At 36.9% G+C, this 24108-nt stretch carries 21 protein-coding genes and 1 pseudogene; 12 read left to right on the forward strand and 10 right to left on the reverse strand.

The window, feature by feature from the left end; translation table 11 throughout:
• Positions 1-14 precede the first annotated feature (14 nt).
• The 3 genes from HUS24_RS00510 to HUS24_RS00520 all read right to left on the reverse strand — a co-directional run bounded on the left by HUS24_RS00510 (position 15) and on the right by HUS24_RS00520 (position 2349).
• A complete protein-coding gene (locus HUS24_RS00510) occupies positions 15-575 on the reverse strand; it encodes a TetR/AcrR family transcriptional regulator (RefSeq protein ID WP_173910128.1) in 561 nt (186 codons plus the stop codon).
• Between the two features lie 25 nt (positions 576-600).
• Positions 601-1497 carry an alpha/beta fold hydrolase gene (locus HUS24_RS00515; protein WP_173910129.1) on the reverse strand — a complete coding sequence of 299 codons (897 nt, stop codon included), beginning with the start codon at positions 1495-1497 and terminating at the stop codon, positions 601-603.
• Positions 1498-1560: 63 nt separating this feature from the next.
• Positions 1561-2349 carry a crotonase/enoyl-CoA hydratase family protein gene (locus HUS24_RS00520; RefSeq protein ID WP_173910130.1) on the reverse strand — a complete coding sequence of 263 codons (789 nt, stop codon included), beginning with the start codon at positions 2347-2349 and terminating at the stop codon, positions 1561-1563.
• Positions 2350-2561: 212 nt separating this feature from the next.
• Between HUS24_RS00520 and pnuC the strand changes: the two genes are divergently transcribed.
• The 3 genes from pnuC (at position 2562) to HUS24_RS00535 (ending at position 4857) form a co-directional block, all read left to right on the forward strand.
• Entirely contained in the window at positions 2562-3146 is a 585-nt protein-coding gene (gene pnuC, locus HUS24_RS00525) for a nicotinamide riboside transporter PnuC (protein ID WP_173910131.1), read from the forward strand.
• Positions 3147-3416, forward strand: a complete 270-nt coding sequence (locus tag HUS24_RS00530; RefSeq protein WP_173910132.1) for a hypothetical protein — start codon at positions 3147-3149, stop codon at positions 3414-3416.
• 364 nt (positions 3417-3780) lie between these two features.
• A complete protein-coding gene (locus tag HUS24_RS00535) occupies positions 3781-4857 on the forward strand; it encodes a GGDEF domain-containing protein (protein ID WP_173910133.1) in 1077 nt (358 codons plus the stop codon).
• A gap of 49 nt (positions 4858-4906) precedes the next feature.
• Here HUS24_RS00535 and HUS24_RS00540 read toward each other — a convergent pair whose 3' ends face one another.
• The gene (locus tag HUS24_RS00540; protein WP_173910134.1) at positions 4907-5110 is read right to left on the reverse strand and encodes an amino acid transport protein; all 204 of its coding nucleotides are present in this window, start codon (positions 5108-5110) and stop codon (positions 4907-4909) included.
• Between the two features lie 133 nt (positions 5111-5243).
• Between HUS24_RS00540 and def the strand changes: the two genes are divergently transcribed.
• The 5 genes and pseudogenes from def to HUS24_RS00565 all read left to right on the forward strand — a co-directional run bounded on the left by def (position 5244) and on the right by HUS24_RS00565 (position 8053).
• Positions 5244-5732, forward strand: a complete 489-nt coding sequence (gene def, locus HUS24_RS00545; RefSeq protein WP_173910135.1) for a peptide deformylase — start codon at positions 5244-5246, stop codon at positions 5730-5732.
• Positions 5733-5833: 101 nt separating this feature from the next.
• A complete protein-coding gene (locus tag HUS24_RS00550) occupies positions 5834-6127 on the forward strand; it encodes a cold shock domain-containing protein (RefSeq protein ID WP_065994709.1) in 294 nt (97 codons plus the stop codon).
• An 85-nt stretch (positions 6128-6212) separates the two neighbouring features.
• Positions 6213-6557 (forward strand): annotated as a pseudogene (locus HUS24_RS00555) (endonuclease domain-containing protein).
• Between the two features lie 21 nt (positions 6558-6578).
• Positions 6579-7349, forward strand: coding sequence for a hypothetical protein (locus HUS24_RS00560; RefSeq protein WP_173910136.1), 771 nt, complete (start codon positions 6579-6581; stop codon positions 7347-7349).
• Between the two features lie 197 nt (positions 7350-7546).
• A complete protein-coding gene (locus HUS24_RS00565; protein WP_173910137.1) occupies positions 7547-8053 on the forward strand; it encodes a hypothetical protein in 507 nt (168 codons plus the stop codon).
• 115 nt (positions 8054-8168) lie between these two features.
• On the opposite strand, the gene metH is transcribed toward HUS24_RS00565, so the two are convergent.
• Positions 8169-11858, reverse strand: coding sequence for a methionine synthase (gene metH / locus HUS24_RS00570; protein ID WP_173910138.1), 3690 nt, complete (start codon positions 11856-11858; stop codon positions 8169-8171).
• A 459-nt stretch (positions 11859-12317) separates the two neighbouring features.
• Here metH and HUS24_RS00575 point away from each other — a divergent pair, with 459 nt between their 5' ends.
• Positions 12318-13940, forward strand: a complete 1623-nt coding sequence (locus tag HUS24_RS00575; RefSeq protein WP_173910139.1) for an inorganic phosphate transporter — start codon at positions 12318-12320, stop codon at positions 13938-13940.
• Positions 13941-14001: 61 nt separating this feature from the next.
• On the opposite strand, the gene HUS24_RS00580 is transcribed toward HUS24_RS00575, so the two are convergent.
• The gene (locus tag HUS24_RS00580) at positions 14002-15552 is read right to left on the reverse strand and encodes a hypothetical protein (protein WP_173910140.1); all 1551 of its coding nucleotides are present in this window, start codon (positions 15550-15552) and stop codon (positions 14002-14004) included.
• 162 nt (positions 15553-15714) lie between these two features.
• Positions 15715-15885, reverse strand: a complete 171-nt coding sequence (locus HUS24_RS00585) for a hypothetical protein (RefSeq protein WP_173910141.1) — start codon at positions 15883-15885, stop codon at positions 15715-15717.
• A gap of 261 nt (positions 15886-16146) precedes the next feature.
• Here HUS24_RS00585 and HUS24_RS00590 point away from each other — a divergent pair, with 261 nt between their 5' ends.
• Positions 16147-17397: a hypothetical protein gene (locus HUS24_RS00590; protein WP_173910142.1), complete on the forward strand. Its 1251-nt coding sequence runs from the start codon at positions 16147-16149 to the stop codon at positions 17395-17397.
• 55 nt (positions 17398-17452) lie between these two features.
• Here HUS24_RS00590 and HUS24_RS00595 read toward each other — a convergent pair whose 3' ends face one another.
• The 3 genes from HUS24_RS00595 to HUS24_RS00605 all read right to left on the reverse strand — a co-directional run bounded on the left by HUS24_RS00595 (position 17453) and on the right by HUS24_RS00605 (position 20925).
• Positions 17453-18451 (reverse strand): SUMF1/EgtB/PvdO family nonheme iron enzyme, encoded by a 999-nt coding sequence (locus HUS24_RS00595; protein WP_173910143.1) that lies wholly within the window; start codon positions 18449-18451, stop codon positions 17453-17455.
• Complete coding sequence (locus tag HUS24_RS00600) at positions 18451-20121, reverse strand: arylsulfatase (protein ID WP_173910144.1); 1671 nt, start codon at positions 20119-20121, stop codon at positions 18451-18453. The genes HUS24_RS00595 and HUS24_RS00600 overlap by 1 nt, the downstream gene beginning before the upstream one ends.
• 180 nt (positions 20122-20301) lie before the next feature.
• Entirely contained in the window at positions 20302-20925 is a 624-nt protein-coding gene (locus HUS24_RS00605; protein WP_173910145.1) for a rhomboid family intramembrane serine protease, read from the reverse strand.
• 163 nt (positions 20926-21088) lie between these two features.
• Here HUS24_RS00605 and nfuA point away from each other — a divergent pair, with 163 nt between their 5' ends.
• Entirely contained in the window at positions 21089-21727 is a 639-nt protein-coding gene (gene nfuA / locus HUS24_RS00610) for a Fe-S biogenesis protein NfuA (protein WP_173910146.1), read from the forward strand.
• 269 nt (positions 21728-21996) lie between these two features.
• On the forward strand, positions 21997-24009 hold the full coding sequence (locus HUS24_RS00615; RefSeq protein ID WP_173910147.1) for a ligand-gated channel protein: 2013 nt from the start codon (positions 21997-21999) through the stop codon (positions 24007-24009).
• Positions 24010-24108: the final 99 nt, after the last annotated feature.

Raw genomic sequence — 24108 nt, forward strand, 5'->3', positions numbered from 1 at the left:
TTTTTAATTTACTCTTAACAGGCAATTTGTTTTAAAATTCGTTGCTTAACCTGTTCTAAATAAAAACAATCTTGATTAAAACGATACATTAAAATTGCACCTTCATAATCTGCAACACTGATTTTAGCTAATGTTTGTGCTTGGATTGTATCTAGTTTTTGAGAAAAGAGTTGATAAAAAGCAGTTTGCCAATCCTGAAAAATATGTTGAATTTTTTTATAAACTTCAAAGGAAATAGTGGCTGCTTCTAAGGAAATGATACCAATCAAACAACCGCATACTTCAGCACTAAAAAACTCAACAGCACGTTGGTGCATTTGTTCAAACAGCATCACGATTTGTGTATTGCCCGACAGTTCAATTTGAAATAAATGTTTTTTTAAATACTGATGAGTATGTTGTAACACTTCAAGTAACAAAGCTTCTTTATTGGGAAAATGATAATAAAAAGCAGCCTTAGTTAACCCACACGCTTTTGCCAACATCTCCATACTGGTGCTTGCGTAGCCATGTATTTTAAATTGTAAAGCACAACGTTGTAGGATTTGAGGTGTCGTGAGCTTTTGCGGGCGCATGATTTTCCATAAAAGAAATAAAAACTTAACGATGAATAAGTTGGTCAAAAGTATGTAGGATTTGATCCCAAATGGCTTCTGAGCCTTGACGAAAATAACCCATATGCCCAATCTGTTTTAAGCCAAAGCTATTGGCATCGATATCGATATAATGCATTTCTGCATTTTGATAATGTTGCATAAAAGCATGCCGTGAACTTGGCAATGCCCAATCATCATCTAAGGCTGCCACGGCATAAATTGGTGTTTTGACTTGGGCATATAAATCTTTAAGCTCTGCTTGTTCAGGATCAGCAAAGAAATAAGTCGGATTTTTACACCATTTGCGCCATTGTTGATAAACCCCTTTAGGTAAATCTGACCCCATGTTTAGCTTACTCCACGGCAGATAGCCTGTGAATGCGACGATGGGTGGAAACACGATGTTCCAAATCACTTGAACTTTCATGCGCTCTTTAAATGGCATATACCCATGCCAACCTGCACCTGTACCCAAGCAATACATAGCAGTAACCTTGCTATGGTTGGGTGTTAAACCTAAAGCCTGTCCACCATAAGAATGCCCGACAACAAATAGCGGATGTTGCTCATCTGAGAAATACTCAATTGCACCTGCCAGATCAAACTTACCCCAATCGAGATAGGACATTTCAAAACCTTTGAGGTGTTCTGGAGCAGATTTACCCACGCCACGATAATCAAAAGTCAGGACTTGATAGCCATATTGAGTCATATATTCAGAGAAACGACGATAAAAACCTTGTGGGACACCTGTTGCACTGGCAAGAATGATTTTGGCTTTGGTCGTGACTGTGGTTGGAGAATACACCACACCACTTAAAACATAGCCATCTAACGCATTCAAGGAAACTTTTTCAGTATCAAAACCCAGTATTTCAGTTTGTCGTTGTAGATTTTGCATCGTCATTTCTCTATTTTAAATTACTTCACTCAACTTTATTTCAATAAAATTTATCTAAATCAATTACTTGCCTTTAAATTGAGGTGCTCGACGCTCTAACATGGCATTTACGCCTTCTTGTGCATCTTCAGAACTGAGTAGTGGATTGAGCAATCCTTGTAAATTTGCAAATGCAGCTTCAGGACTTTGTAAAAATGCTTGGTGTGCAGATTTGAGCGCTGCTTGTACTGCCAGAGGTGCTGCTTGTGCGATACGTTCAGCCAACTCAATGGCACGAATTAATTGATTATTGCCTTCAACCACTTCGGTCACTAGATTCATTTCATAAGCAGTTTGCGCATAGAATAAGTCACCTGTTAGAACATATTTCATAGCTTTCGCCCAACCAGCTGCTTGTATAAAACGTACAGTTGCACCACCAAAAGGTAAGATGCCACGTTGTACTTCTATTTGTGTAAATTGAGTATTTTCATTGGCAACGACAATGTCCGAGTTCAACATCAACTCAATACCTGCGGTATAACAATAACCTTGTACCGCAGTCACTAAAGGTTTAGTACGTTGTCGTCCCACAGTTCCCCAAGGATTGACCATCTCATCACTAAAGCTGAACACACCATCGGCAAGTTTAGGTTGTAACTCAACCAAATCTAAGCCTGCGGTAAAATGATCACCATGCGCAAAAATGACCGCACAACGTAATTCAGGATTATTTTCATATTCTGTTAAAGCAAGGGAAAGGTCTTGAATCATATGGCTATCAAAAGCATTTCGCTTATTGGCACGATCTAAGCCAATTAAAAAAATATGACCACGAATTTCTCGGCTCACTTTTCCTTGAGTATTTGACATTGTTTTTCTCACTTTTGGTTTTTGTGGTTGGTTATTTTTTATATTTTTAAACGAACGTTAGAAAACTGTCAATTTTAATTTCTAATCCAGGTTTATTTGGCGAATAGGTATTGCTATTAAATCTAAGTATTTTCAGCTCAAGCTTTGTAAAATAGTTTGCATTTGACCGATTTTTTTTCATAATGAACACCTCGTTTTATGGGTAGCCCAACATGTCAGGATTAGAAATATTTGCCGTGATCATTAGTGTCATCGGTGTGGCTTTAACCATAAAACGAAATATGTGGTGTTGGTTTTTTAACTTTTTAGCTTTTGTTTTATATGCCTATTTATTCTTTGAATTTAAATTGTATGGAGAAACCATTTTACAGTTTTTCTTTATGGTGGTGAATTTCTATGGTTTTTATCATTGGCTCAAAGGCAAACAGCAAGATCATGAGATCCGTATCGTTCCTATTTCGGTGCAATTGGTCATTATACAAATGGTTTTGGCAGCAGTCGGTGGTTTCCTGTTTGGTTGGGCATTACATCATTTTACTGATGCTGCTTTGCCGTGGTTAGATTCACAACTGGCTGCATTTAGTTTGCTCGCAACCTATTGGACTAGTCGAAAGCATATTGCAACATGGGTGCTTTGGGTATTTGTTGATATTATATATGTCGGAATGTTCCTACATAAAGATTTATATTTGACCGCAGCTTTATATGCTGCATTTGTATTAATGGCAGCTTTTGGCTGGTGGCAATGGACACAAGTTAAAAATAAACAAGTGCTTAATGCTTCAGGTTATCGCTAAATGCTGATTGATTTTATTTCCATACAAAAGAAAAAATTTCAAATCCTTGCGGAGAAAATTCAAGCGCAGCCTGAACGATTTATAGATTTTGATTCGGTTTCTGATTTTTATAAAGCAAGATGGTTAAATGACTTTCCTACAGGAACAATATGGACGGTCACAGGTCTGGACAATGGCGCTGATGAATTTGATATTTTAATTGAATATCGAGATTTATATTTAATAATCGAATGTCATCAACCCATTAAAATATATACAGGTACGAAATAAATTGCTTTAAATGATTTACAGCGATTGAATAAATATTATAAATTATAAGATGGCTCAATTAAGAAATTAAATGAATGGTTTAATTTGAAAAGTGTATTATTTTATATGTGATATAGTGATCAAATTAAATAAAAATTTGATTTGTATTTAACATAAGCTTATTCATAATGCGACATAAGTGTTTTTTATGATTTTCTATGCATGACGGTGCAACTTTATTTTGTCTATTTATAGATAGGCAAAAATGATATAAGAAATAGAAATAAATAGGACAGACTCAAATGAAAGCGTGGGGAAACTCAGTGAATTTATGAACGGGAATATCATTTTAAACTGGAATACCCTCACAAAATGCTGTCTGGTGATGACACTGGGTGCCTTGGTCTACATATTATGGATCGTATGGTACTTATGTGTTTTTAATATTCCGACATTAACACATTGGATGAATGCTGATTTATATGAATCTCATCTGAGTATTTCATTGGGTATTTTGATTTCATTTATCTGTTTGGCAGTGATCAGTTGGAAATTTCAAAAAAATAAATATATACAACAGTATTTTCCTTATTTTGCGATTTTATATTTTGGTTCAACCTTAATTTATGGCGGTTTTAATGTTGGGATTATGAGCCCTGCAACCATTGGCGGTTATATCAGCCTCATTTCAGTGGGTGTGGTTTTATTTGATCGTAAAATCATTTATAGCGCTGCGATTCCGATTAGCATTTTTATGTTACTCAGCATTGTGTTAACCAGTTTAAAACAAATTCCATATGCACCTTTATTTAGCCATGAACTAAATGGCAGTAATTTATCGGAAAATTCATTTTGGATGTATAGTATGTTAATCCTATATTTTCCCATTTTTCTTTTTTCTATTATCCTTTTTGAAGTTTTACTGACACAGTGGCGTAACCGTGAAGCACAAATTCAAAGCATGAGTTTGATTGATCCACTTACTAATATTTTTAATCGCCGTAGTCTTGCACAACGCCTAACTCTGATGCAATTTGAAAAACAAGCCTATGCCTTAGTTTTACTTGACTTGGATCATTTTAAAAATATTAATGATAATTATGGGCATGATATCGGGGATGTGGTGCTGACCAAAGTTGCCAAGATTCTTGATTTACATTTGAGTGAACAAGATATGGCGGGACGTTTTGGTGGAGAAGAGTTTTTATTAATCTTGCAAAATAAAACCCAACAACAAGCAATACAGATTGCTGAACAATGCCGACAAGGAATAGAGCAAGAGCCGATACTGTTAGATTTACAACATAAATTACATGTAACTGCCAGTTTTGGTGTGGCTGTGTCTGAGCAAAATAAGACTAAAGAAATGGTGTTAAGGCAAGCAGATCAGGCATTATATTTTGCCAAAAAACAAGGCAGAAATCAGGTGCGCTACTATGATGAAATTGATTTAAGATATTAATTTTACTTAAAATAAATCAAGAGAATTTATGATATTGTAAGCGCTCTATTCATAATTTAATGAATTTTGGTATGCTCATGACGACAATACCCACAACAATTAATAAAGTAATATTTTCAATAAAATAAGGGTAGACCATTAACACGATTCCACAAACTAGCGCCATTGTATGCTGTTGTTTCTTACCGTAAATAAAATAACCTAAGCCAATCGAGCTAAATAACACGCCTAATAATAAAACGCTGACATTCATTTTTTCGCTATGCTTTGCTGAAAAAATCAGTATGACGTATCTAACTGAAGCTATACTTAAAAACAGCTCATTCTTTATCTATTTGAAAAAGTATGTTGCCTAGATGATTTTGATTTAAAACAAGAGAAAAGTTATGTCGGTGATTTTACCTGTTGCACAACGTGGAGAAGCTGTTTTAACGCTTGTTGCTGCATCTGTTGCTGAAACTGAATTTGCTAGTGAGTGGCTGCAACAATTGGCTGCTGCCTTACATGCCACAATGTTACAGAGAAATGGTGTCGGCATCGCTGCACCACAAGTGTATATTTCCAAAAGAATCATCATTGTGGCATCTCGTCCAAATCCTCGCTATCCAGATGCACCAGAGATGGATGCTGTAGTGATGGTGAATCCTGAAATTTTATCATTTTCCCAACAAACAGTTTTAGGTGAAGAGGGATGTTTGAGTGTACCTGATGAGCGTGGACAAGTTTGTCGTGCTGAACAGATCGCAGTGCGATATTTTAGTTTGCATGGTGAACAAGTCGAAACGACATTTTCAGGTTTTCCAGCTCGAATTGTGCAACATGAAGTTGATCATTTGAATGGTGTGTTATTTGTAGATCGGCTTGGAGCAAAATAATAAAGAGTTATTGGTTTTTATTTTGCTATATAGCTTATTTCTATCTGATTAATTTTTAAGATAGGTATAATAAGGTAATTATGTAATGCTAGGGCGAATGTATGAAAGCTGAATTTCAACAAGGTAAAATTAAACAATATCATGCTGATAAAGGTTTTGGTTTTATTGGTGGACTTGAACAAGATATTTTTTTTCATATTTCTGATTTTCCACTGGCAGATGGTGAACCAAAGCGTAATGAGCGTGTGAAGTTTGTTGTGGTTGAAAATAATGGCAAGTTAAAAGCGACCAAAATTGAGCGAGTAGAAGACAATTCAGCTAAAGCGAAAAAGACCAAAGTGGTGAAGCATAATAATGCGATTACGGATACTTTACTGTCGAATTTTAGAAAATAATTAATCGCTTAAAAGATATTTTCCTCCTTTTTAGTTGAATGTTTTATTGAAAGGGAGGACTAAATCTATTGGGATAATAAAAATAATGAAACCGTATAATAAGAGTTTAAAACAGGCATCTCGTGATCTGCGAAATAATATGACTGAGGCTGAAAAGTTATTGTAGTCAAAACTTCGGAATAAGCAAATTTTAGGTTTGCAGTTTTATCGGCAGAAACCAATTTTAAATTTCATTGTAGATTTTTACTGTCCTGCTGCCAATTTGGTCATTGAATGTGATGGTAGTCAGCACTATACAGTAGATGGGTTAGAGGCTGATCGGATCAGGGATGAAGCTTTAGCGCAGTTGGGATTAAATGTGCTGAGATTTTATAATGGGCAGGTGATGGGGGTTGAACAAGTCTTCAAAGTATCAGAAAATAAATTTTAATAAATTAAAGCTATCTAAACTATGATTTTTTCAAGACTTTATATACAAGAATGCATTGACTTGATAAGAGATAAAAATAGTAACATCAAACAACTATTACAAATGCTTAACTCAAATGATAAGCAAGCATTAGATGCGATGTGGGAAATTGTAATTTCAGCAGAATTATCTAAATTAGGAAATATTGAATTAGAAAAAGATTATAGTGGAAATGGTACTGGTTTTAAGCCAGACATACTTTTTACCAATCATAAATTTGATTTCTTAGCAGATATAAAATGTATTTCTGATCACAATAAACATGATAATAATAGGATTGGAGAGTTACAGTTATTAATTTATAAATATTTTTCAAATCTGGGATTAACTAATTTTTCATGTCATCTTGATATTGAGGATATTTGTACAGAAAATAGGAATGGAAAATCAATTGATTTGAAATTGCCTAAAGATATTTTAGGGTGTTTTCACGAAAAGATTAAAAACAAACTTAAATTAGATCAATTATATTATGATTTTAAGGATCTAGGTGATTATAAAGGATTATGTTTCAGTTTAAGAGTCAGTTTGAATGATAAATTCTCTACAGCGCATCATTCTAGTTATACCGTATCTGAAGATGATAGAAATACAACTCTCTATAACACACTTAATAAACATTACAAGCAGATAAGTTTCTATGATGGTTTTAAGGGTTTTATTGTTTGTGATGGTGATTATCAGCTTTTTAGACAAAAAAATATGGTGGTAGGCAATATTCAACATTTGAGTCTGTTTGTACTGCTTATTTAAAACAAAAAGTTAAAGTTGGATTTATTATTGGAATTTGGATTGAAAGCAGGACGGGAATTTATGATAGAGGCAATGATGTTAAATATAGAATATTTTGCTCAGGTACGAGAGAAAAGCAAGAGTTAGAAATACTATTTGGTAAAATTATTGAAAGTTTACCTGAAGTAATTAGATCACCCGTAAATGCAAAAAATTTATTGTTATCAAAGAATAAATATGGAAATGGTTCAATAGGATATAATATAAAGTCAAAAAAAACTGAAACAACTTTTGGTTTTAGTTTGAGAGAAATACAAAGTTGTTTAGCAGGTTATAAAACATTAAAGGCTGATGAAAAATATAATATGTTTCCATATATAACATCTCAAAATTTAGCCTGTATATGGATTGATCAAGATGTACATAAGGAAGACTATTATTTTAATTTTCAGTGCTCTGAAACAACAGTTTTAAAAGTAGATCAAACTATAAATGACTATGATGTAGTAATTTCTCTTAATGGTTTTTTAGAATTAATGATTGGTACAATACAGTTTAAGTCTTTTGAGGAAGAGTTTATTCTTAAGAATGATTTAAAATCAAATTTATTTAAGGATCAATATGATAGTGGTTTTTTAATAAAAAATGCTAGGTTAATTAAATATAATGAAATTGGATTCAATTTCGATACTTTGAAAAGCCCCCTTATTTCCGATTTTATTTAATCCCTCTCAACCTCCCTTTAAAAAAGGGAGGAGCTCTCACATAATTCATTGGATACGCGAAAGTCCCCCTTTGCAAAAGGGGGATTTAGGGGGATTAATTTTGAAGTAGAAAAAATTACTGAACCGAATCATCCAAATTCGGCGCTAACCAACGCTTCGCTTCATCCATTTTCCAACCCTTACGCTGCGCATAATCTTCAAGCTGATCCTGAGCAATTTTACCCACGTTAAAGTATTGGCTTTCAGGGTTTGCATAATAGAAACCACTCACAGAAGAAGGTGGCCACATCGCAAAACTTGTGGTCAACTGCGTACCGATCTTATCAGTAGAACCTAACCAGTCAAACAAAGATGCTTTTTCAGAATGCTCAGGACAAGCAGGGTAACCTGGTGCTGGGCGAATCCCGACATACTTCTCTTTAATCAACTCTTCATTACTTAAGGTTTCAGATGCTTGGTTACCCCAGAACTCTTTACGGATACGCTCATGCAAATGTTCCGCAAAAGCTTCTGCAAAACGGTCACCTAAAGATTGCGCAAGAATCGCAGAGTAGTCATCACCTTTGGCTTTGAACTCATGCGCCATTTCTTCTGCACCAAAGATCGACACGGTGAAACCACCTAACCAGTCCTCAGCTTGATCTTTGCTCGCAATAAAGTCAGCCAAAGACAAGTTTGGTTTACCTGTCACTTTGTCAGACTGCTGACGCAAATGATGGAAAGTATGCGTCACAGCTTGCCCATCTTCTGTATAAACTTCAACCGAATCCGCAGCAGAACGGTTAGCAGGGTAGATACCAAACACTGCACGCGCATCAAAGCGTTTATTGTCAATAATGTCTTTCAACATTGCTTGGGCTTGGTTATACAAATCAGTCGCAGCTTCACCGACTACTTCATCGTTGAGGATTGCAGGGAATTTACCTGCCAAACTCCAAGAAATAAAGAACGGTGTCCAGTCGAAGTATTCCACCAAAGTTTCCAATGGATAATTGGTGATGGTTTGCGTTCCGATGAAGTTTGGCTTCACAGGTTTGTTGGCTGCAAAATCAATTTTTAAGCCATTTTCAATAGACTCAGCATAAGACAATTTTGCTGCTTTCGGTTGTTTATTGGCAATACGCTCACGCACTTTTGCATATTCAGCGCGATGTTCAGCAACGAAAGCAGGCTTCATTTCTTTGGACAATAATGTGGTTGCCACACCGACTGCACGAGAAGCATCGGCAACATAGATCACTGCATCATTTGAATATTGCGGGTCGATTTTTACCGCAGTATGTGCTTTAGAGGTGGTTGCGCCACCGATCAATAAAGGAATGTTAAAACCTTTACGTTGCATCTCTTTGGCAACAAAAACCATTTCATCCAGCGATGGTGTAATTAAACCTGACAAACCGATAATATCGACATTTTCATCAATTGCGGTTTGCAAAATTTTCTCAGCAGGTACCATTACGCCCAAGTCAATGATGTCATAACCATTACAGCCTAAAACCACACCCACGATATTTTTACCAATATCATGTACATCGCCTTTTACGGTTGCCATCAGGACTTTACCTTTAGACTGACCGCCAGATTTTTCAGCTTCAATGAATGGGTTCAACCAAGCTACAGCTTGCTTCATTACACGGGCAGATTTGACCACTTGTGGTAAGAACATTTTACCTGAACCAAACAAGTCGCCAACCACGTTCATGCCGTCCATCAGTGGGCCTTCGATCACATCGAGAGGGCGTTTGGATTTTAAGCGAGCTTCTTCAGTATCTTCATCAATAAAAGTCGTGATGCCTTTGACTAAGGCATATTCCAGACGTTTTTCTACACTCTCATTACGCCATTCGAGGTTTTCAACTTGTTTTTGTGCTGCACCTTGACCACGATATTTTTCTGCAACTTCAAGCAATTTTTCAGTGGCATCATGTTGGCTTTCACCTTGATTCTGATTCAGAATCACATCTTCAACCGCAGCTTTTAGTTCAGGGTCAATATCATCGTAAATCGCCATTTGACCAGCATTGACGATCCCCATGGTCATGCCTTGCTTGATGGCATGATAAAGGAATACCGAGTGAATCGCTTCACGTACAGGTTCATTACCACGAAATGAGAATGAAACGTTGGATACACCACCTGAAATCATGGCGTGTGGCAGGTTTTGTTTGATCCAGCCAGTCGCCTCAATGAAATCTACTGCATAGTTGTTATGTTCTTCGATCCCTGTTGCCACAGCAAATACGTTCGGGTCAAAGATAATGTCTTCAGCAGGGAAGCCAACATCATTGACCAATACATCATAAGAGCGTTTACAAATTTCTTTTTTACGTGCCGCAGTATCTGCCTGACCATTTTCATCAAATGCCATAACAATCACGGCTGCACCATACTGACGACATAAACGTGCTTTATGCACAAATTCGTCATAGCCTTCTTTGAGCGAGATCGAGTTCACCACAGGCTTACCTTGAACGCATTTCAAACCTGCTTCAATGATTTCCCATTTAGATGAGTCGATCATGATTGGCACTTTGGAAATTTCAGGTTCAGAAGCCACCAGATTAAGGAAATGCACCATCGCAGCTTGCGAGTCGAGCATCCCTTCATCCATGTTAATGTCGATCACTTGCGCACCTGCAACCACTTGTTGCAAGGCAACGTCTAAAGCTTCAGCGAAGTTTTCTTCACGGATTAAACGTAAAAATTTCTTTGAACCTGTAACGTTGGTACGCTCACCGACATTCACAAACAAAGAATCATCATAAATGTTAAATGGCTCTAAACCACTCAAACGACATGCAGGTTTAGTCTCAGGCACTTGACGTGGTTTAATATCTTTTACAGCATTGGCAATGGCGCGGATATGATCAGGCGTGGTACCACAGCAACCGCCTGTGATATTGATCAAACCACTTTCCGCAAACTCTTTTAAGAATGCTGCGGTTTGTTCAGGAGTTTCATCATAACCACCAAACGCATTTGGCAAACCTGCGTTTGGATGTGCTGAAACAAAAGTATCTGCAACATCAGATACTGTTTTTACGTGTGGGCGCATAGCATCAGCACCGAGCGCACAGTTAAAACCGATCGACAACAAATCACCATGACGTACTGAGTTCCAGAACGCTTCTGCCGTTTGACCTGTCAAAGTACGCCCTGAAGCATCGGTAATCGTGCCTGAAATCATTAGTGGTAATTCATAACCGATTTGATGAAAGACTTCTTTGACTGCAAAAATCGCTGCTTTACAGTTTAAAGTGTCGAAAACTGTTTCAATCAGCAGAATATCTGCACCACCTTCGATGAGGGCATGTGCAGCCTCAATATAGTTTTCTTTGAGTTCATCAAAAGTAATGTTACGAAAAGCAGGATCATTCACATTCGGTGAAATTGAACAGGTACGTGATGTTGGCCCCAACACACCTGCCACAAAACGTGGTTTATCAGGCGTTGAGTATTTCAAACAAGCTGCTTTGGCAATACGTGCTGCTTCACGGTTGATCTCAGGGACGAGGTCTTCCATGTGATAGTCAGACATAGAGACACGTGTACCATTGAACGAGTTCGTTTCAATGATATCTGCGCCTGCATCTAAATACGCTTCATGAATGCCTTGAATGATTTGTGGTTGGGTCAATACCAAAAGGTCATTGTTGCCTTTTAAGTCCGAAGCCCAATCGGCAAAACGCTCACCACGATAGTCGGCTTCTTCAAGTTTATGACGCTGAATCATGGTACCCATAGCACCATCAATAATCAGAATCCGTTGAGCCAGTAGCTCTTTTAGAGTGGTAAGCGTGGACATAAATAACCCAATCCGATGGAATATAAAATCGGCATATATGTTAGCAGAATTCACATCAGTTTTATTGTTATTCATGCTTAGAGGGGCTTAAATTATTTTTTTGCTGCCCTTTTATCAGCAATTTTTGAGAAAAATAAATGTATTTGTTCTTGAATATTCATGTAAATGTCATGCTCTAAGTGTAAATTGCTTCGCCCAAAAAAATAATCTGCAATTTTTTATTGCAAATATTACAAATATTTCAAGAGCTAAAAACAATGAAAAGTGTGCTTAAATGCTAATTAAAATTATTTAAGTATTTGAATTTAAATATTTAAATTAATTTTTTCATGATTTGTTGTGATTCTTAATATATATGATTCAGCAAAAATGTTGCTTTATATGATAGTTATTTGTCATATAATTGTCACAATTTAATTGAACAATAAGCGCATTTTATTATCCGCTTAAACCGTCTGCATGAATTCTAATTTACCTCCCGTTTCAGATGCATCACACTCATCGACTCCAAATAAGTCGACGAATGTTCATGTTCCGACACCAAAGTTTTTTATGCCGGTGTTTCTTACGATTATTATTTCAACACTTATTTATATCGGTGTTCAGCTTTCTGCTGATTTGGCGCATGTGCCGCCTTTAAGCTTATATTCGGTTGTATTGCTTGCGACTGCTTTATTTATTGCGTTGGGTTTTGAGTTTGTAAATGGTTTCCATGATACAGCCAATGCTGTCGCAACGGTCATCTATACCAATGCATTGCCTGCGCCTGTTGCAGTGATGTGGGCTGGTTTCTGTAACTTTCTTGGGGTTATGGTGGCAAGTGGTGCGGTAGCTTATGGCATCATCGCATTACTGCCTGTTGAACTCATTATGAATGTGGGAAGTGGTGCTGGCTTTGCCATGGTCTTTGCCATGTTGATTGCAGCGATCTTATGGAATTTAGGCACTTGGTTCTTAGGCATCCCAGCGTCAAGCTCACATACGTTAATTGGTTCGATTTTAGGTGTGGGAATCATGAACTACATTTTGCACTCGGCAAGTGGTGCAAGTGGTGTAGACATGGATCAAGTCATGAAAGTGGGTAAGGCTTTATTGTTCTCTCCATTGATTGGTTTTGCCTTTGCTGCTGTTGTGTTCTTGATTGTGAAAAAGATTTTCAAGAAACAATTGGAGTTATTCCAACCACCACAAGGTAATAAGCCGCCACCGCCTTTGATTCGTGCGATTTTGATTTTCACATGTACAGGGGTGAGTTTTGCGCATGGTTCAAACGATGGTCAAAAAGGTATGGGGTTGATCATGTTGATTTTGATCGGTTTAGTACCATTGGCATATTCTTTGAATAAGAACTTAGATCAGCAACATTTACAATCTTTCTCTCAACTATCTGAACAGACAGCATCTGCAATCTATGCACAGCATTCAGATATTCCAGATGAGCAAGCACGTAATACCATTACCAAATATATTCAAACCAAAGAAATCACACCTGAAGTTGTGCCTGCTTTGGCAAGTTTGACTGATCATTTGGGTGAGCGTGTTGGTAAATTTGGTGACTTAAAAGATATTCCTGAGTCTGAAGTTTCATCGTTGCGTAATGATATGTACTTAAGTACAACAGCTTTTAAACGTTTGGATAAAGCTGAGCAATTGCCAAAAATGGATGAAGCACAAGCAAAAACAGTGAAAGAGTATCGTAAGAATCTTGATTCATTCCTACAGTATATTCCGACTTGGGTGAAAGTAGCCGTAGCATTGGCACTTGGTCTAGGCACAATGGTGGGTTGGAAGCGTATTGTGGTTACTGTGGGTGAGCGTATTGGTAAACATCATATGACCTATGGTCAAGGGATGTCAGCTGAACTTGTGGCGATGTCGACAATTGCAGCAGCTGATGGTTTTGGTATGCCTGTTTCTACAACGCATGTTTTAAACTCTGCTGTAGCAGGGACTATGGTTGCAAATAAATCAGGTCTAAACTTTAATACCGTTAAAACCATTCTTTCCGCTTGGATTTTCACATTACCCGCAACGATCTGTTTATCAGGTGCTTTGTATTGGTTGTTATTAAAAGTATTTTAATAACGAGATGAATGTTTGAAGTTCAATAAAAAACGCTGCAATCGCAGCGTTTTTTATAGGATTATTTTTTAAATTTTCCAAGTACTTGTTTGATGGGTAATTTGTCATTGGCAAAGCCATAAATTGCTGCAAAAGGCAGGGCGGTACGAGCCAAATATGCGACACGCCATAAGCCACCATGGTTTGCACCTTCCATGATTAATTCCAAAGGATGTTCAATCTGCGTTTCAGGATTTGCCACTGAGGTTGGATTTTTTAAATCATGAACCCATAATGCTGCCATTAAGGCATTGGTCGTCTCAGGTGCAAAAGCTTCTACATCAAATAAACTTGCCCCATTAAATGCAGCTTTGAGTAATGGATTTTTAGTCACAGAAACTGTGGTAGTGGAAGGAGCAATATTAATACTGACTTTTTGCCCATGATGACGTGCTAAAGTTGCTCGCCACTGTTGGATACGTTTGGCTAAAGCATAGTTTGGCCCTTGCTCAATCACTAAACAATCGGCAATACCATAACTTTTTCCATTGTCGGAGTTGATTAATTGCTGACTATTATGTCTAAAAAAATGTTTCATAGATGCGGTTGCAACGCTTTTACTTAACCATTTTTCAATTTTTGAACGTTGGTGGTATTTTTGCGTAGACGCTTGAATGACGTCTTTAGGCACAGCATAGACATCGGTAGGCGTACACATATACATCAATGATGTATCTGGTTTTTGTGCGCTGACATGGCTCATGATGCTGTCCATTGCCATCGACACACGTACGTGTTTTTCACCATCTAAATAGGCAATTGCAGCTAAATCTAAAGTATTCGGATTTTGCGCTAACCATTGTGCGATTTCGGGTGTTTGGGTAAGTAGGTTTGCGCCTAGTTTATTTTTTAATTCATTTATTTCAATATCTCCAGTCAATGGTGCTGTAGTAGGTGCATATAATGTCGCATTGCCTTGCTGTATGGTACTGAGGATTTTTTCCCAAACTTTGGCATTTGGTAAATCAATGGCAATGATGTTGGCTTTCCATTTGGCAAGCCAAGTTAAGGGACCTGCTTCGGATGCTGCGCCAAATAACACCATAGAACGATCAGACAAATCAAACCATTCAGGATGTGCAATCACTTCCCGTAAGGCATCGGCATGGCTAGTTTCAACAATGCCATGATTTTCCCAAATTTGGATTTGATCAAGTAAGGCTTGCCCTTGCAGTTTTTGACCATGATAAGGCACGTACCATTCAGGTGAAGCCGTGCTTTGTCCTTGATATTTAAATGTATGGAATGTTTGAATATTGGGCACTTGCATGACATCTTTTAGACGATAGCATTGTCCATTTCGATAAAATTCAAAACGATTTTGTGCTTCGGCTAAACCTTGTTTTGCGATGGTGATGGGCGCATTCACTGAACGAATCCCATGCGCAACTAAGGTTTTAAAATGCCGAGGATAATTTTTACGCCAATTTTTTTCATTTAAAGCATTTTGTGAGCTGACCTCATCCACCAAAGAAAGCGCTGCTGCAATAATTTCTTTTCCTGTACTTGAAGAACTTGCTTTTTGGGTGTCAGGGTGGATGGGGAATTGTAAACCGTCAAATGAAGTAGACATGCAAAAAATCTCTATTTTTTCGTCATTAATATACAGATGTATACATTATCCACGTCAGGTTTAAATATACGGTAGCAATATCTGCCAAAATAGAGCACTTTTCAATAAAATATTTTGAAATTCAAGTTATGAAAAAGCCTCTAAATAGTGAGGCTCAAAAATTTAACAACGTCCTTTCTTAGCTTGTCCTGGTGGACAAAAATCACCGCGATCTCCTCGATCATGATAATGACCATCTGGGTCAACCACAACACTTCCTGCTGGCGTATGTACAGCACAAGCACTGAGTGAAAAGACAATAACAGCAGTCCATAAGCTGAGTATTTTTTTCATATTCATTCCCTTTTTTATCTCAATAATCCTATATAAATACCTTAAATTTCAAAAAAGAATAACGAGTTTTTTGAATAAATATGTAAATAGTTAAGTAATTTAAAATACTGTAAGGCTGAATAAAAATTTGGAAATTATTTCAAATTATATAAGTTTTTTAGCAAATTTAAAGCTAAATACCTCATTTGAGGAATAGAAGTATTTTTATAAAACAATACATTGAGCGTGGGGAAATTTGATCTAAGAATCTGTGAGAAATTTATGAAAATTCAATTCGGGGCATATCTGGTTAGTGGTTTAGCGCTTTTTGTTATGAGTAATGTACAAGCAAAATATATATTTACTGCGCAAATTAATGTAGATCAAGGACGTTATCAAACACAAGGATATAACAATATCAGCGATGCAATTGATCAATATGCATCAGTCAATATGAAGCAGTTATTTCCAAATTATACAGAAACCACATATGCGCATTCTGCATTAAATCTAAGAGGTGTGAATACGCAATTAGAGTTTGCAAAAGATTCATCACAACTCAAATTCAGCATTCCAGCTTTAGGGATTCAAAAAGTTTATGGTGAGGTAGGGGGAACACGTGAGCAAGCCAAAGATGCTTTTCTAGATGCGCTTAAAGGTCAAGACCATTATATTTTAAAAGCACTCACCAAAGAATGGGTAAAAAACACAGCCATTGATCCTGTTGCAGGTAATCCAAATAGCTTAATGAGTACAATGACAGTCAATACCACAGATGCGATGTCTGATATGACTTCAGATCACGCATTTGGTGTAAAAACTGAAGGCTCACGGACAAGTTTTGGTATTGCACCACGTTTTGGACGTTATACCCAAGGGGATTATGGTGTGGACGTTTATAATTTGCCCATCAGTTATAGCCATTGGTTTGCAGGCGATAAAGTCGGTTTAGCCATTGATGCGCCAATTACTTTGGTGGATACAGAAGGTGCATATTCTGCGAGTTTCAATTTGGGCTTGGGTGTAAACGTTAAAGCTTATGAAAATAAAGATCTAACTTGGTTTGTTATGCCACAAGTACGTGTGGGTGCAACTGGTTCAGAGGATTTAGGTTCGGCTGCCATCATTTATGGTGGTGGTTTAGTGAGTAATCTACAGTTTCCTTTAAGTTGGGATGCATCGATTAATATCATCAACATGGCAACGGTATATAAAACTGACTCTATCAAAATTGGTGATTATGAAACCCATTATGATTTAAAAAATACTGTACTTCGTAATGGTGTGGAATATAGCCAAGTCTTAAAACGTAGTATCAACAATAGTCCATTGATTGCAAAAGTCTCTTTGGCTCGTACAGATTTTCATGGCGATGAACTTTACACTGAAGTGTCACATGACATTTCTGCATCCATTGGCTTTAAAAACCTTAAACCCAATGCGTGGATTTCAGATTATCGTATTGGAGCAACCTATACCTACACTGACAATGACTTAAAAGGTTTCATGGTCAACATGGGCTATACCTTCTAAGTTTTTTCACTACTTTTTTGAAAATGCTTGTATTTTATACTACAAGCATTTTTATTTAATTTTTGACAATCGTTCTGAATCCCACATGCGTTGTGGCTAAATCGAGTTCTTGTGGATGACGACTACTGGCTCTAAAACGAGCACAATAATTATTGGCACATAAAAATGAGCCGCCTTTAATTACAAAGTTTTGTGCATGTATGTGTTGTTGTCTTAAATGACGATAATTTCCCATGTGTTCATCATGTGCACCTGTGTATGGTGAAGATGTCCATTCCCAAACATTCCCAATCATGTCATACAGTTGAAACGCATTGGCTGGAAAACAGCCTACAGGTGCAATGCCTTCAAATTGATCTTGTTTTAAATTCTCAAAAGGAAATTCACCTTGCCAATAATTTGCTATAGGTTGGTGTTCAGTATTTTGAGGTTCATGATGCATGGCAACATCTTGTGAGGTTGAGGTTTTGGCTGCATATTCCCATGAAATTTCATCAGGTAATTCATGATTTAACCACGCTGCATAATGTTCAGCATCATTCTTGGTTACATAGCGAACTGGCTCAGCAGGGTGTGGTTTTTGACCAGTTTTACCATTTGGGGTTTTCCATGTATAACCTGATTTGAGTTGCCACCATTGTTGAGGTTTTGTGGGATCTGGGCTAAAAACAGCAGCTTCATTTTGTTTTTCTGCATCTGTTTGATAATGCGTCGCGCTGACAAAACTTGAAAATTGGGCGACAGTGACTTCAGTTTGATCAATCCAAAAACCATTCACTTTACGATTTTTCTCGCCATGATTGATCTCATCGGGATAGGCAAGATTTGAACCCAGTTGAACGTGCCCTTTTTCAATCCAAACCATGCCAGCATGAGGATCTTTTAACCAGTTTTTAGGTAAACCTGAATAGTTTTTACATTTAGTCATTGAGCCTAAACTCACTGAATGTGTGGTTTTGGCTGTATTAGATGTTGATTTTTTATCTGAATGTGAAAAGTTACAACCTGTCAAAAACAGGCTGCAACTGATCCAGAATATTGGAAGTTTACGCATTATTTTTGATATTCCAATACACCATTTTGTTGTGTGTATTTATTATATACTTCTACAAGTTTAGCAACTTGTTCAGGATGTGTAGACGCAAGATTATTACGTTCTCCACGATCATTCTTAAGATTATACAGTTCCCATTGACCTGTTCCTAAATTGCTTTTTGCTTGTAATGCAATTTTCCAATCGCCTTGTTTGGCATATTTACTTCCATGTAGTTCATCTGCAAAACTAAAGTTATCAGGACGGATAGAAGCTTGTTTATTTTCTAAGGTTGCTTTCCAAGAGTAGCCTGTCGGATTGTTAATTTTCCGTCCTTTGTATTGATCCTTCGGTAGATTGATTTGTGCGAAATCTAATACGGTTGGCAATATATCAAGTACAGAAGCAAAACCATGATAGTGGCTTTGAGCTTGTTTTTGATTTGGAAGTTTAATGAGTGCAGGGGCTGTGGTTGCTCCTTCACCTGCAGTATCTTTCCAGAGGTGGAAAGGTGCAGCACTCACTTCTGCCCAACGTGGTCCAATGTAATGATAAGATTGATCTGTACCTACCGCAGCTAAAGAATGATCAAAGAGTTTATTATCCGCTCCGCCACGTACAAAGCCTTCCGCGCCATTATCTGAAACAAAGAAAATCAATGTGTTGTCATACTGACCATTGGCTTTTAAATATTGCACAATTCGACCAATATTATAGTCGAGGTTCTCTACCATGCCTGCATAGACTTCCATTTTTCGGGCTTCAATGGCTTTTTGTTCTGCTGTTAATTCATTCCATTTTGGATAGTTTGGAATATTGGTTGTGTCTAAAGGTTCGGCTGCTTGAAAGTTTTCAGGAATAATGCCGAGTTGTTTTTGACGAGCAATTCGATTATTTCGAATGATTTCATAGCCAACGTCATATTTACCTTTATATTTGTCACTATATTGTTGGGGTGCTTGAATTGGCCAGTGTGGCGCAGTATAAGCAGCATAGGCAAAAAATGGCTTATCCGATTTTTTATCATTTTCTAAGTATTGTAATAACTTATCTGTATAGAAGTCAGTCGAGAAGAAATTCTCAGGTAAAGCAGAAATTGGGACTTCTTTACCATCTTCTGTATAAGTTGCACCACGGTTATATCCACTCGGTGCATGTTTGAAGTGTAAATCTAAGCCTTGTAATAATGTAAAAGAATGATCAAACCCTTTGGCATGTGCATTTGTTTCAGGTGTTAAACCTAAGTGCCATTTACCACTGATATAAGTTCGATAACCATTGTCACGTAAAACTTCAGCAATGGACAATGAGCGATTATTTAAATACCCTTCATATCCAGCTTGATCACGTAAATGTTCAGGGGTTAACTCAGCCATTGCACCAATGCCTGCTTGATGGTGATCTGTACCTGAGATTAACTGCGAACGCGTGGGTGAACAGGTAGGAGCAGTATGATAATCCGATAAGATTCGTCCTTCATTGGCAAGTGCATCAAGATTCGGTGTGTGGATTTCACCACCAAATGCACCTAAATCAGAATAGCCTAAGTCATCTGCCATAATAAACAACACATTTGGTCTTTTCGGGGAAATGACTTCTGCCGTGTCATTGTCTTTATTATCATTACATGCTGTGAGATATGGCGTTAAAACTAATATGGAAATGAGCTGAACAATGGTTTTTCTTTTCATCTATGAAGGTCTGTTTTAAAGGGTTGTAGATAGACTAAAAGAAGGATTTAGGATAAAAAAATAATAAAAATTGAATTTTTTAGTATTTATATGTCTTAGCAAATAATATGAAATTGATATGTAAAACTGAGCAAATACTCATCCATTGGAACCAATGAATGAGTATTGTGTTGTTTAGAATTAGAAAGAGGGAAACTGCATCAACTGACTTAAAAAATTTGGAATGACTCTTGGTTCAATAATAATAGTCATGATCACACCATAAGCTGCACCCCACAAATGCGCACTATGATTGATATTTGAATTGCCTTTTTTACCTGACCAAATACTATAACCCACATATAACACTGCAAAAATAATCGCAGGAACAGGGATAAAAAAGACAAAAATTAATTTCCAAGGTTGAAATAAGATATAAGCGAACAGTACCGCAGACACTGCACCTGAAGCGCCTAAACTTGCCCAATGGCTGTCATTTTTATGTTTTAAATAGCTTGGAAGTATTGCAAAGATTAAAGCACCCATATAAAACAGCACAAAACCTAAGTCATATAAATATTGACGATAAAAACTTTCAATCACGCTACCAAAGAAAAACAAGGTAAACATATTAAACAGCAAATGCATACCATCGGCATGAATAAAACCATGTGAGATAAAGCGGTCATATTGCGCTTTTTGCTGAATCGCAGGTGGCCAAAAGATCAGACGATCCATAACTTGGCGATTTGAAAAAGCAATTAGAGAAATGATCACGGTAATTAAGATAATCGTGATGGTATGATTAAAGGGTAAATGCAGCATAAGTATGTATAAGGTAAAGGTAGAAGATCAATTTAACAGCAATTTAGCAGTTACACACGAGAAAATCATAGGCTTTAACATCAATTCCGACAAATTTAGTTGATTTTTTATCTTTTAGCCGCATCTTCAGTTAAAATAGCAGCTTCAGCTTGAGGAAATAGTTATGTCGACTGAGAACACCAACACTGCAGTTGCAGAAGAACTTCCAAATTTATTGATTACTCCGACTGCGCAAGAGTATTTAAAAGACTTGTTGGAGAAGCAAAACACTCCAGGGATTGGCGTTCGTGTATTTGTAGAAAATGCAGGCACGCCACGTGCTGAATGTTGTATGGCATATAGCGCTCCTGAAGAAGTAATTCCAACTGATTATCGTCAAGATTACGCAGACTTTCCAGCATTCATTGATACGCCATCTATCCCATATTTGAAAGATGCTGTGATTGATTACAATAAAGACCGTTTTGGTGGGCAGTTAACGTTTCGTGCACCGAATTCAAAAGTTCCACGTGTTGGTCCAGATGCTTCGATTGAAGAGCGCATTACTTATGTGTTACAAGCCGAGATTAATCCAGGTTTAGCAGGGCATGGCGGTAACTGTGCGTTGGTTGAAGTGCTGGAAGATGAAGAACATGGTTTAACTGCTGTCCTTAAATTCGGTGGGGGTTGCCAAGGTTGTTCAGCGATTGATGTGACCTTAAAACAAGGTGTTGAGACCACTTTAAAACAACATGTGCCTGAATTAATACGTGTGGTGGATCAAACTGACCATAGTCAAGCAGATGGTGCATATTTCAAATAATTTTTGAGCAAAATTGTTTAAAAAGCTTCTCAGATTGAGGAGCTTTTTTTTGTTTAACGTTTTTTAAATGATTTATTTAAAAAAATAATAAACCTAAAAATATTTTCAAAAAATAAATAATTTTGGGCAAAATCAAAATAAATTCTGTTTAATATAATGAGAATTATTATCATTATTATTGTAATTTAGATTTTATTTGTTACACTTAGTCACGAAAACCACACTTTTTATCCTTTTTTAATCATTTTAAAACGTCGGGGGATGCTTTTATGTCAAACCGTATTATCCAATCTGTGCTATCCATTTCTGTTCTATCCTTGATGATCGGACATGTTTATGCAGAAGATTCACAAGAAAATTCTAGTAATATTCAGTCACCCGTGCAATTAGATGAAATTGTAATGACAGCAAAAGGCTTTGAACAAAGTGCTAAGAAGGCTGCTGCTTCTATTTCTGTATTAACCCAAGCGCAAATTAATAAAAAAGCCTATCGAGATGTTACCGATGCTTTAAAAGATGTACCGGGTGTGGTGGTCACAGGTGGAGGAAGTTCGAGTGATATTAGTATTCGCGGGATGGGAAGTGCTTATACGCTCATTTTAGTTGACGGTAAAAAAGTAAATACACGTGCTGTACGACCAAATAGTGATAATTCAGGTATTGAGCAAGGATGGTTACCAGGAATTGGTGCAATTGAACGTATTGAAGTGGTGCGTGGTCCAATGTCTGGTTTGTATGGTTCAGATGCGATGGGTGGGGTGATTAATATTATTACTAAAAAAACCTCACAAGACTGGACGGGTACAGTGAAATTAGATTCAACATTGCAAGAAGATCATCACTCTGGAAATCTCTATCAAGCAAATGCTTATGTTTCTGGCGCTTTGATTGAAAATTTATTAGGGTTTAAAGCTAATGGGACTTTTTCGCATCGTGAAGAAGACGAAATTATTGGTGGCTATAAAAAGCAAAGAATGCGTGCAGGTGGTGCCACATTAAGTTTCACGCCAAATGATTTGCATACACTGGATTTGACATATCAGCGTTCTATTCAAAATCGTGATGGTACTGTAGGAAAAACCATTGAAGACAAAGCCAATAAAAATGGTCCTGCAACAAATGCTTATAATGATTATTACCGCACAGAATACACACTTAGCCATCAAGGCGAAATTGGGGCTGTTCGTACATCATCTTATATTCAACGTGAAGAAACTGACAATAAAACACGGGAAATGGAAGCGGTAAATACAACATTTAATACAATTAATCAGTTTTATTGGGGAGATCATGATCTGAGTTTTGGGGGCTCATATTTAAAAGAAGAATTAGATGATCAAGGAAATCAATTAATGATCAATGGTCAAAAAATCACAAGTCTAGACCGCTATAGTTGGGCATTATTTTTAGAAGATAACTGGAGAATTTTTGAACCTTTTACCTTAACAACATCTATTCGTTTGGATGAAGATGAGAAATTTGGTAGTCATTGGAGCCCAAAAGTTTATGGGGTGTGGGAATTAAATAATGAATGGATTGTCAAAGGGGGTATTTCCACTGGATATAAAACACCAGCTTTAAGAGCAACCGTGCCGGGTTGGGGACAAGTAACAGGTGGTGGACTGAGTAATGGGGTAATTATTGGTAATGAAAATCTGAAACCTGAAAAAAGTGTCAACTATGAAATGTCTTTGAATTGGGCAAATAATAAAAACTTAAATGCCTCTTTAACTGTGTTTAATAGTGAATTTAAAGACAAAATTACTGAAGTAGGAAATTGTGATGTCAAAGTAAATACTGAATGTGTGCTTTTTGGCGAGCAGTTTGATTTTATCCGTACACGGGAAAATGTAGATAAAGCCAATATGCGTGGTGTTGAAGCAACTTTTGGTTGGAAAATGACACCTGATTTGAACTGGACTGCAAACTATACATTTACAGATACCGAGCAAAAAAGTGGGCAGTTTAAAGGTAAGCCTTTAAATGAAATGCCTAAACATATGTTTAATACCACACTCGACTGGCAAAGCACAGATCAAGTGAATATGTGGGGGCGTTATAACTTTAGAAGTGAAACCTCAGATTATTTAGGTCGTACCAGCATGTCACAAGGTAAACCTGCCTATGGCATGATTGATATGGGAGTCAACTATAAACCAACCAGCCAAATTCAAATTGCTGCGGGTATTTATAATGTATTTGATAAGGAAATTGATACAGCCACATATAGTTATGTGTTAGATGGTCGTCGTTATAATTTGGGTGTGACTTATAATTTTTAAAGTTTAATTGATTAAAAATACCATACATTAAACTCATCAAGCCTTTATGTATGGTCAATATTTTTACTAAGAAAAACACGTAAATATTAAGATATTTAC

Origin of the sequence: Acinetobacter sp. Marseille-Q1618 (assembly GCF_902809855.1) — a bacterium.
GTDB lineage: Bacteria > Pseudomonadota > Gammaproteobacteria > Pseudomonadales > Moraxellaceae > Acinetobacter.

Coding starts and splice junctions, on each gene's coding strand:
- HUS24_RS00510 (WP_173910128.1), bottom strand. CDS start 575: ATGCGCCCGCAAAAGCTCACGACACCTCAAATCCTACAACGTTGTGCT.
- HUS24_RS00595 (WP_173910143.1), bottom strand. CDS start 18,451: ATGCGTAAACTTCCAATATTCTGGATCAGTTGCAGCCTGTTTTTGACA.
- HUS24_RS00530 (WP_173910132.1), top strand. CDS start 3,147: ATGCTGATTGATTTTATTTCCATACAAAAGAAAAAATTTCAAATCCTT.
- HUS24_RS00540 (WP_173910134.1), bottom strand. CDS start 5,110: ATGAATGTCAGCGTTTTATTATTAGGCGTGTTATTTAGCTCGATTGGC.
- metH (WP_173910138.1), bottom strand. CDS start 11,858: ATGTCCACGCTTACCACTCTAAAAGAGCTACTGGCTCAACGGATTCTG.
- HUS24_RS00580 (WP_173910140.1), bottom strand. CDS start 15,552: ATGTCTACTTCATTTGACGGTTTACAATTCCCCATCCACCCTGACACC.
- HUS24_RS00590 (WP_173910142.1), top strand. CDS start 16,147: ATGAAAATTCAATTCGGGGCATATCTGGTTAGTGGTTTAGCGCTTTTT.
- HUS24_RS00615 (WP_173910147.1), top strand. CDS start 21,997: ATGTCAAACCGTATTATCCAATCTGTGCTATCCATTTCTGTTCTATCC.
- HUS24_RS00600 (WP_173910144.1), bottom strand. CDS start 20,121: ATGAAAAGAAAAACCATTGTTCAGCTCATTTCCATATTAGTTTTAACG.
- HUS24_RS00605 (WP_173910145.1), bottom strand. CDS start 20,925: ATGCTGCATTTACCCTTTAATCATACCATCACGATTATCTTAATTACC.
- HUS24_RS00550 (WP_065994709.1), top strand. CDS start 5,834: ATGAAAGCTGAATTTCAACAAGGTAAAATTAAACAATATCATGCTGAT.
- HUS24_RS00560 (WP_173910136.1), top strand. CDS start 6,579: ATGATTTTTTCAAGACTTTATATACAAGAATGCATTGACTTGATAAGA.
- pnuC (WP_173910131.1), top strand. CDS start 2,562: ATGTCAGGATTAGAAATATTTGCCGTGATCATTAGTGTCATCGGTGTG.
- HUS24_RS00520 (WP_173910130.1), bottom strand. CDS start 2,349: ATGTCAAATACTCAAGGAAAAGTGAGCCGAGAAATTCGTGGTCATATT.
- HUS24_RS00585 (WP_173910141.1), bottom strand. CDS start 15,885: ATGAAAAAAATACTCAGCTTATGGACTGCTGTTATTGTCTTTTCACTC.
- nfuA (WP_173910146.1), top strand. CDS start 21,089: ATGTCGACTGAGAACACCAACACTGCAGTTGCAGAAGAACTTCCAAAT.
- HUS24_RS00535 (WP_173910133.1), top strand. CDS start 3,781: ATGACACTGGGTGCCTTGGTCTACATATTATGGATCGTATGGTACTTA.
- HUS24_RS00575 (WP_173910139.1), top strand. CDS start 12,318: ATGAATTCTAATTTACCTCCCGTTTCAGATGCATCACACTCATCGACT.
- def (WP_173910135.1), top strand. CDS start 5,244: ATGTCGGTGATTTTACCTGTTGCACAACGTGGAGAAGCTGTTTTAACG.
- HUS24_RS00515 (WP_173910129.1), bottom strand. CDS start 1,497: ATGCAAAATCTACAACGACAAACTGAAATACTGGGTTTTGATACTGAA.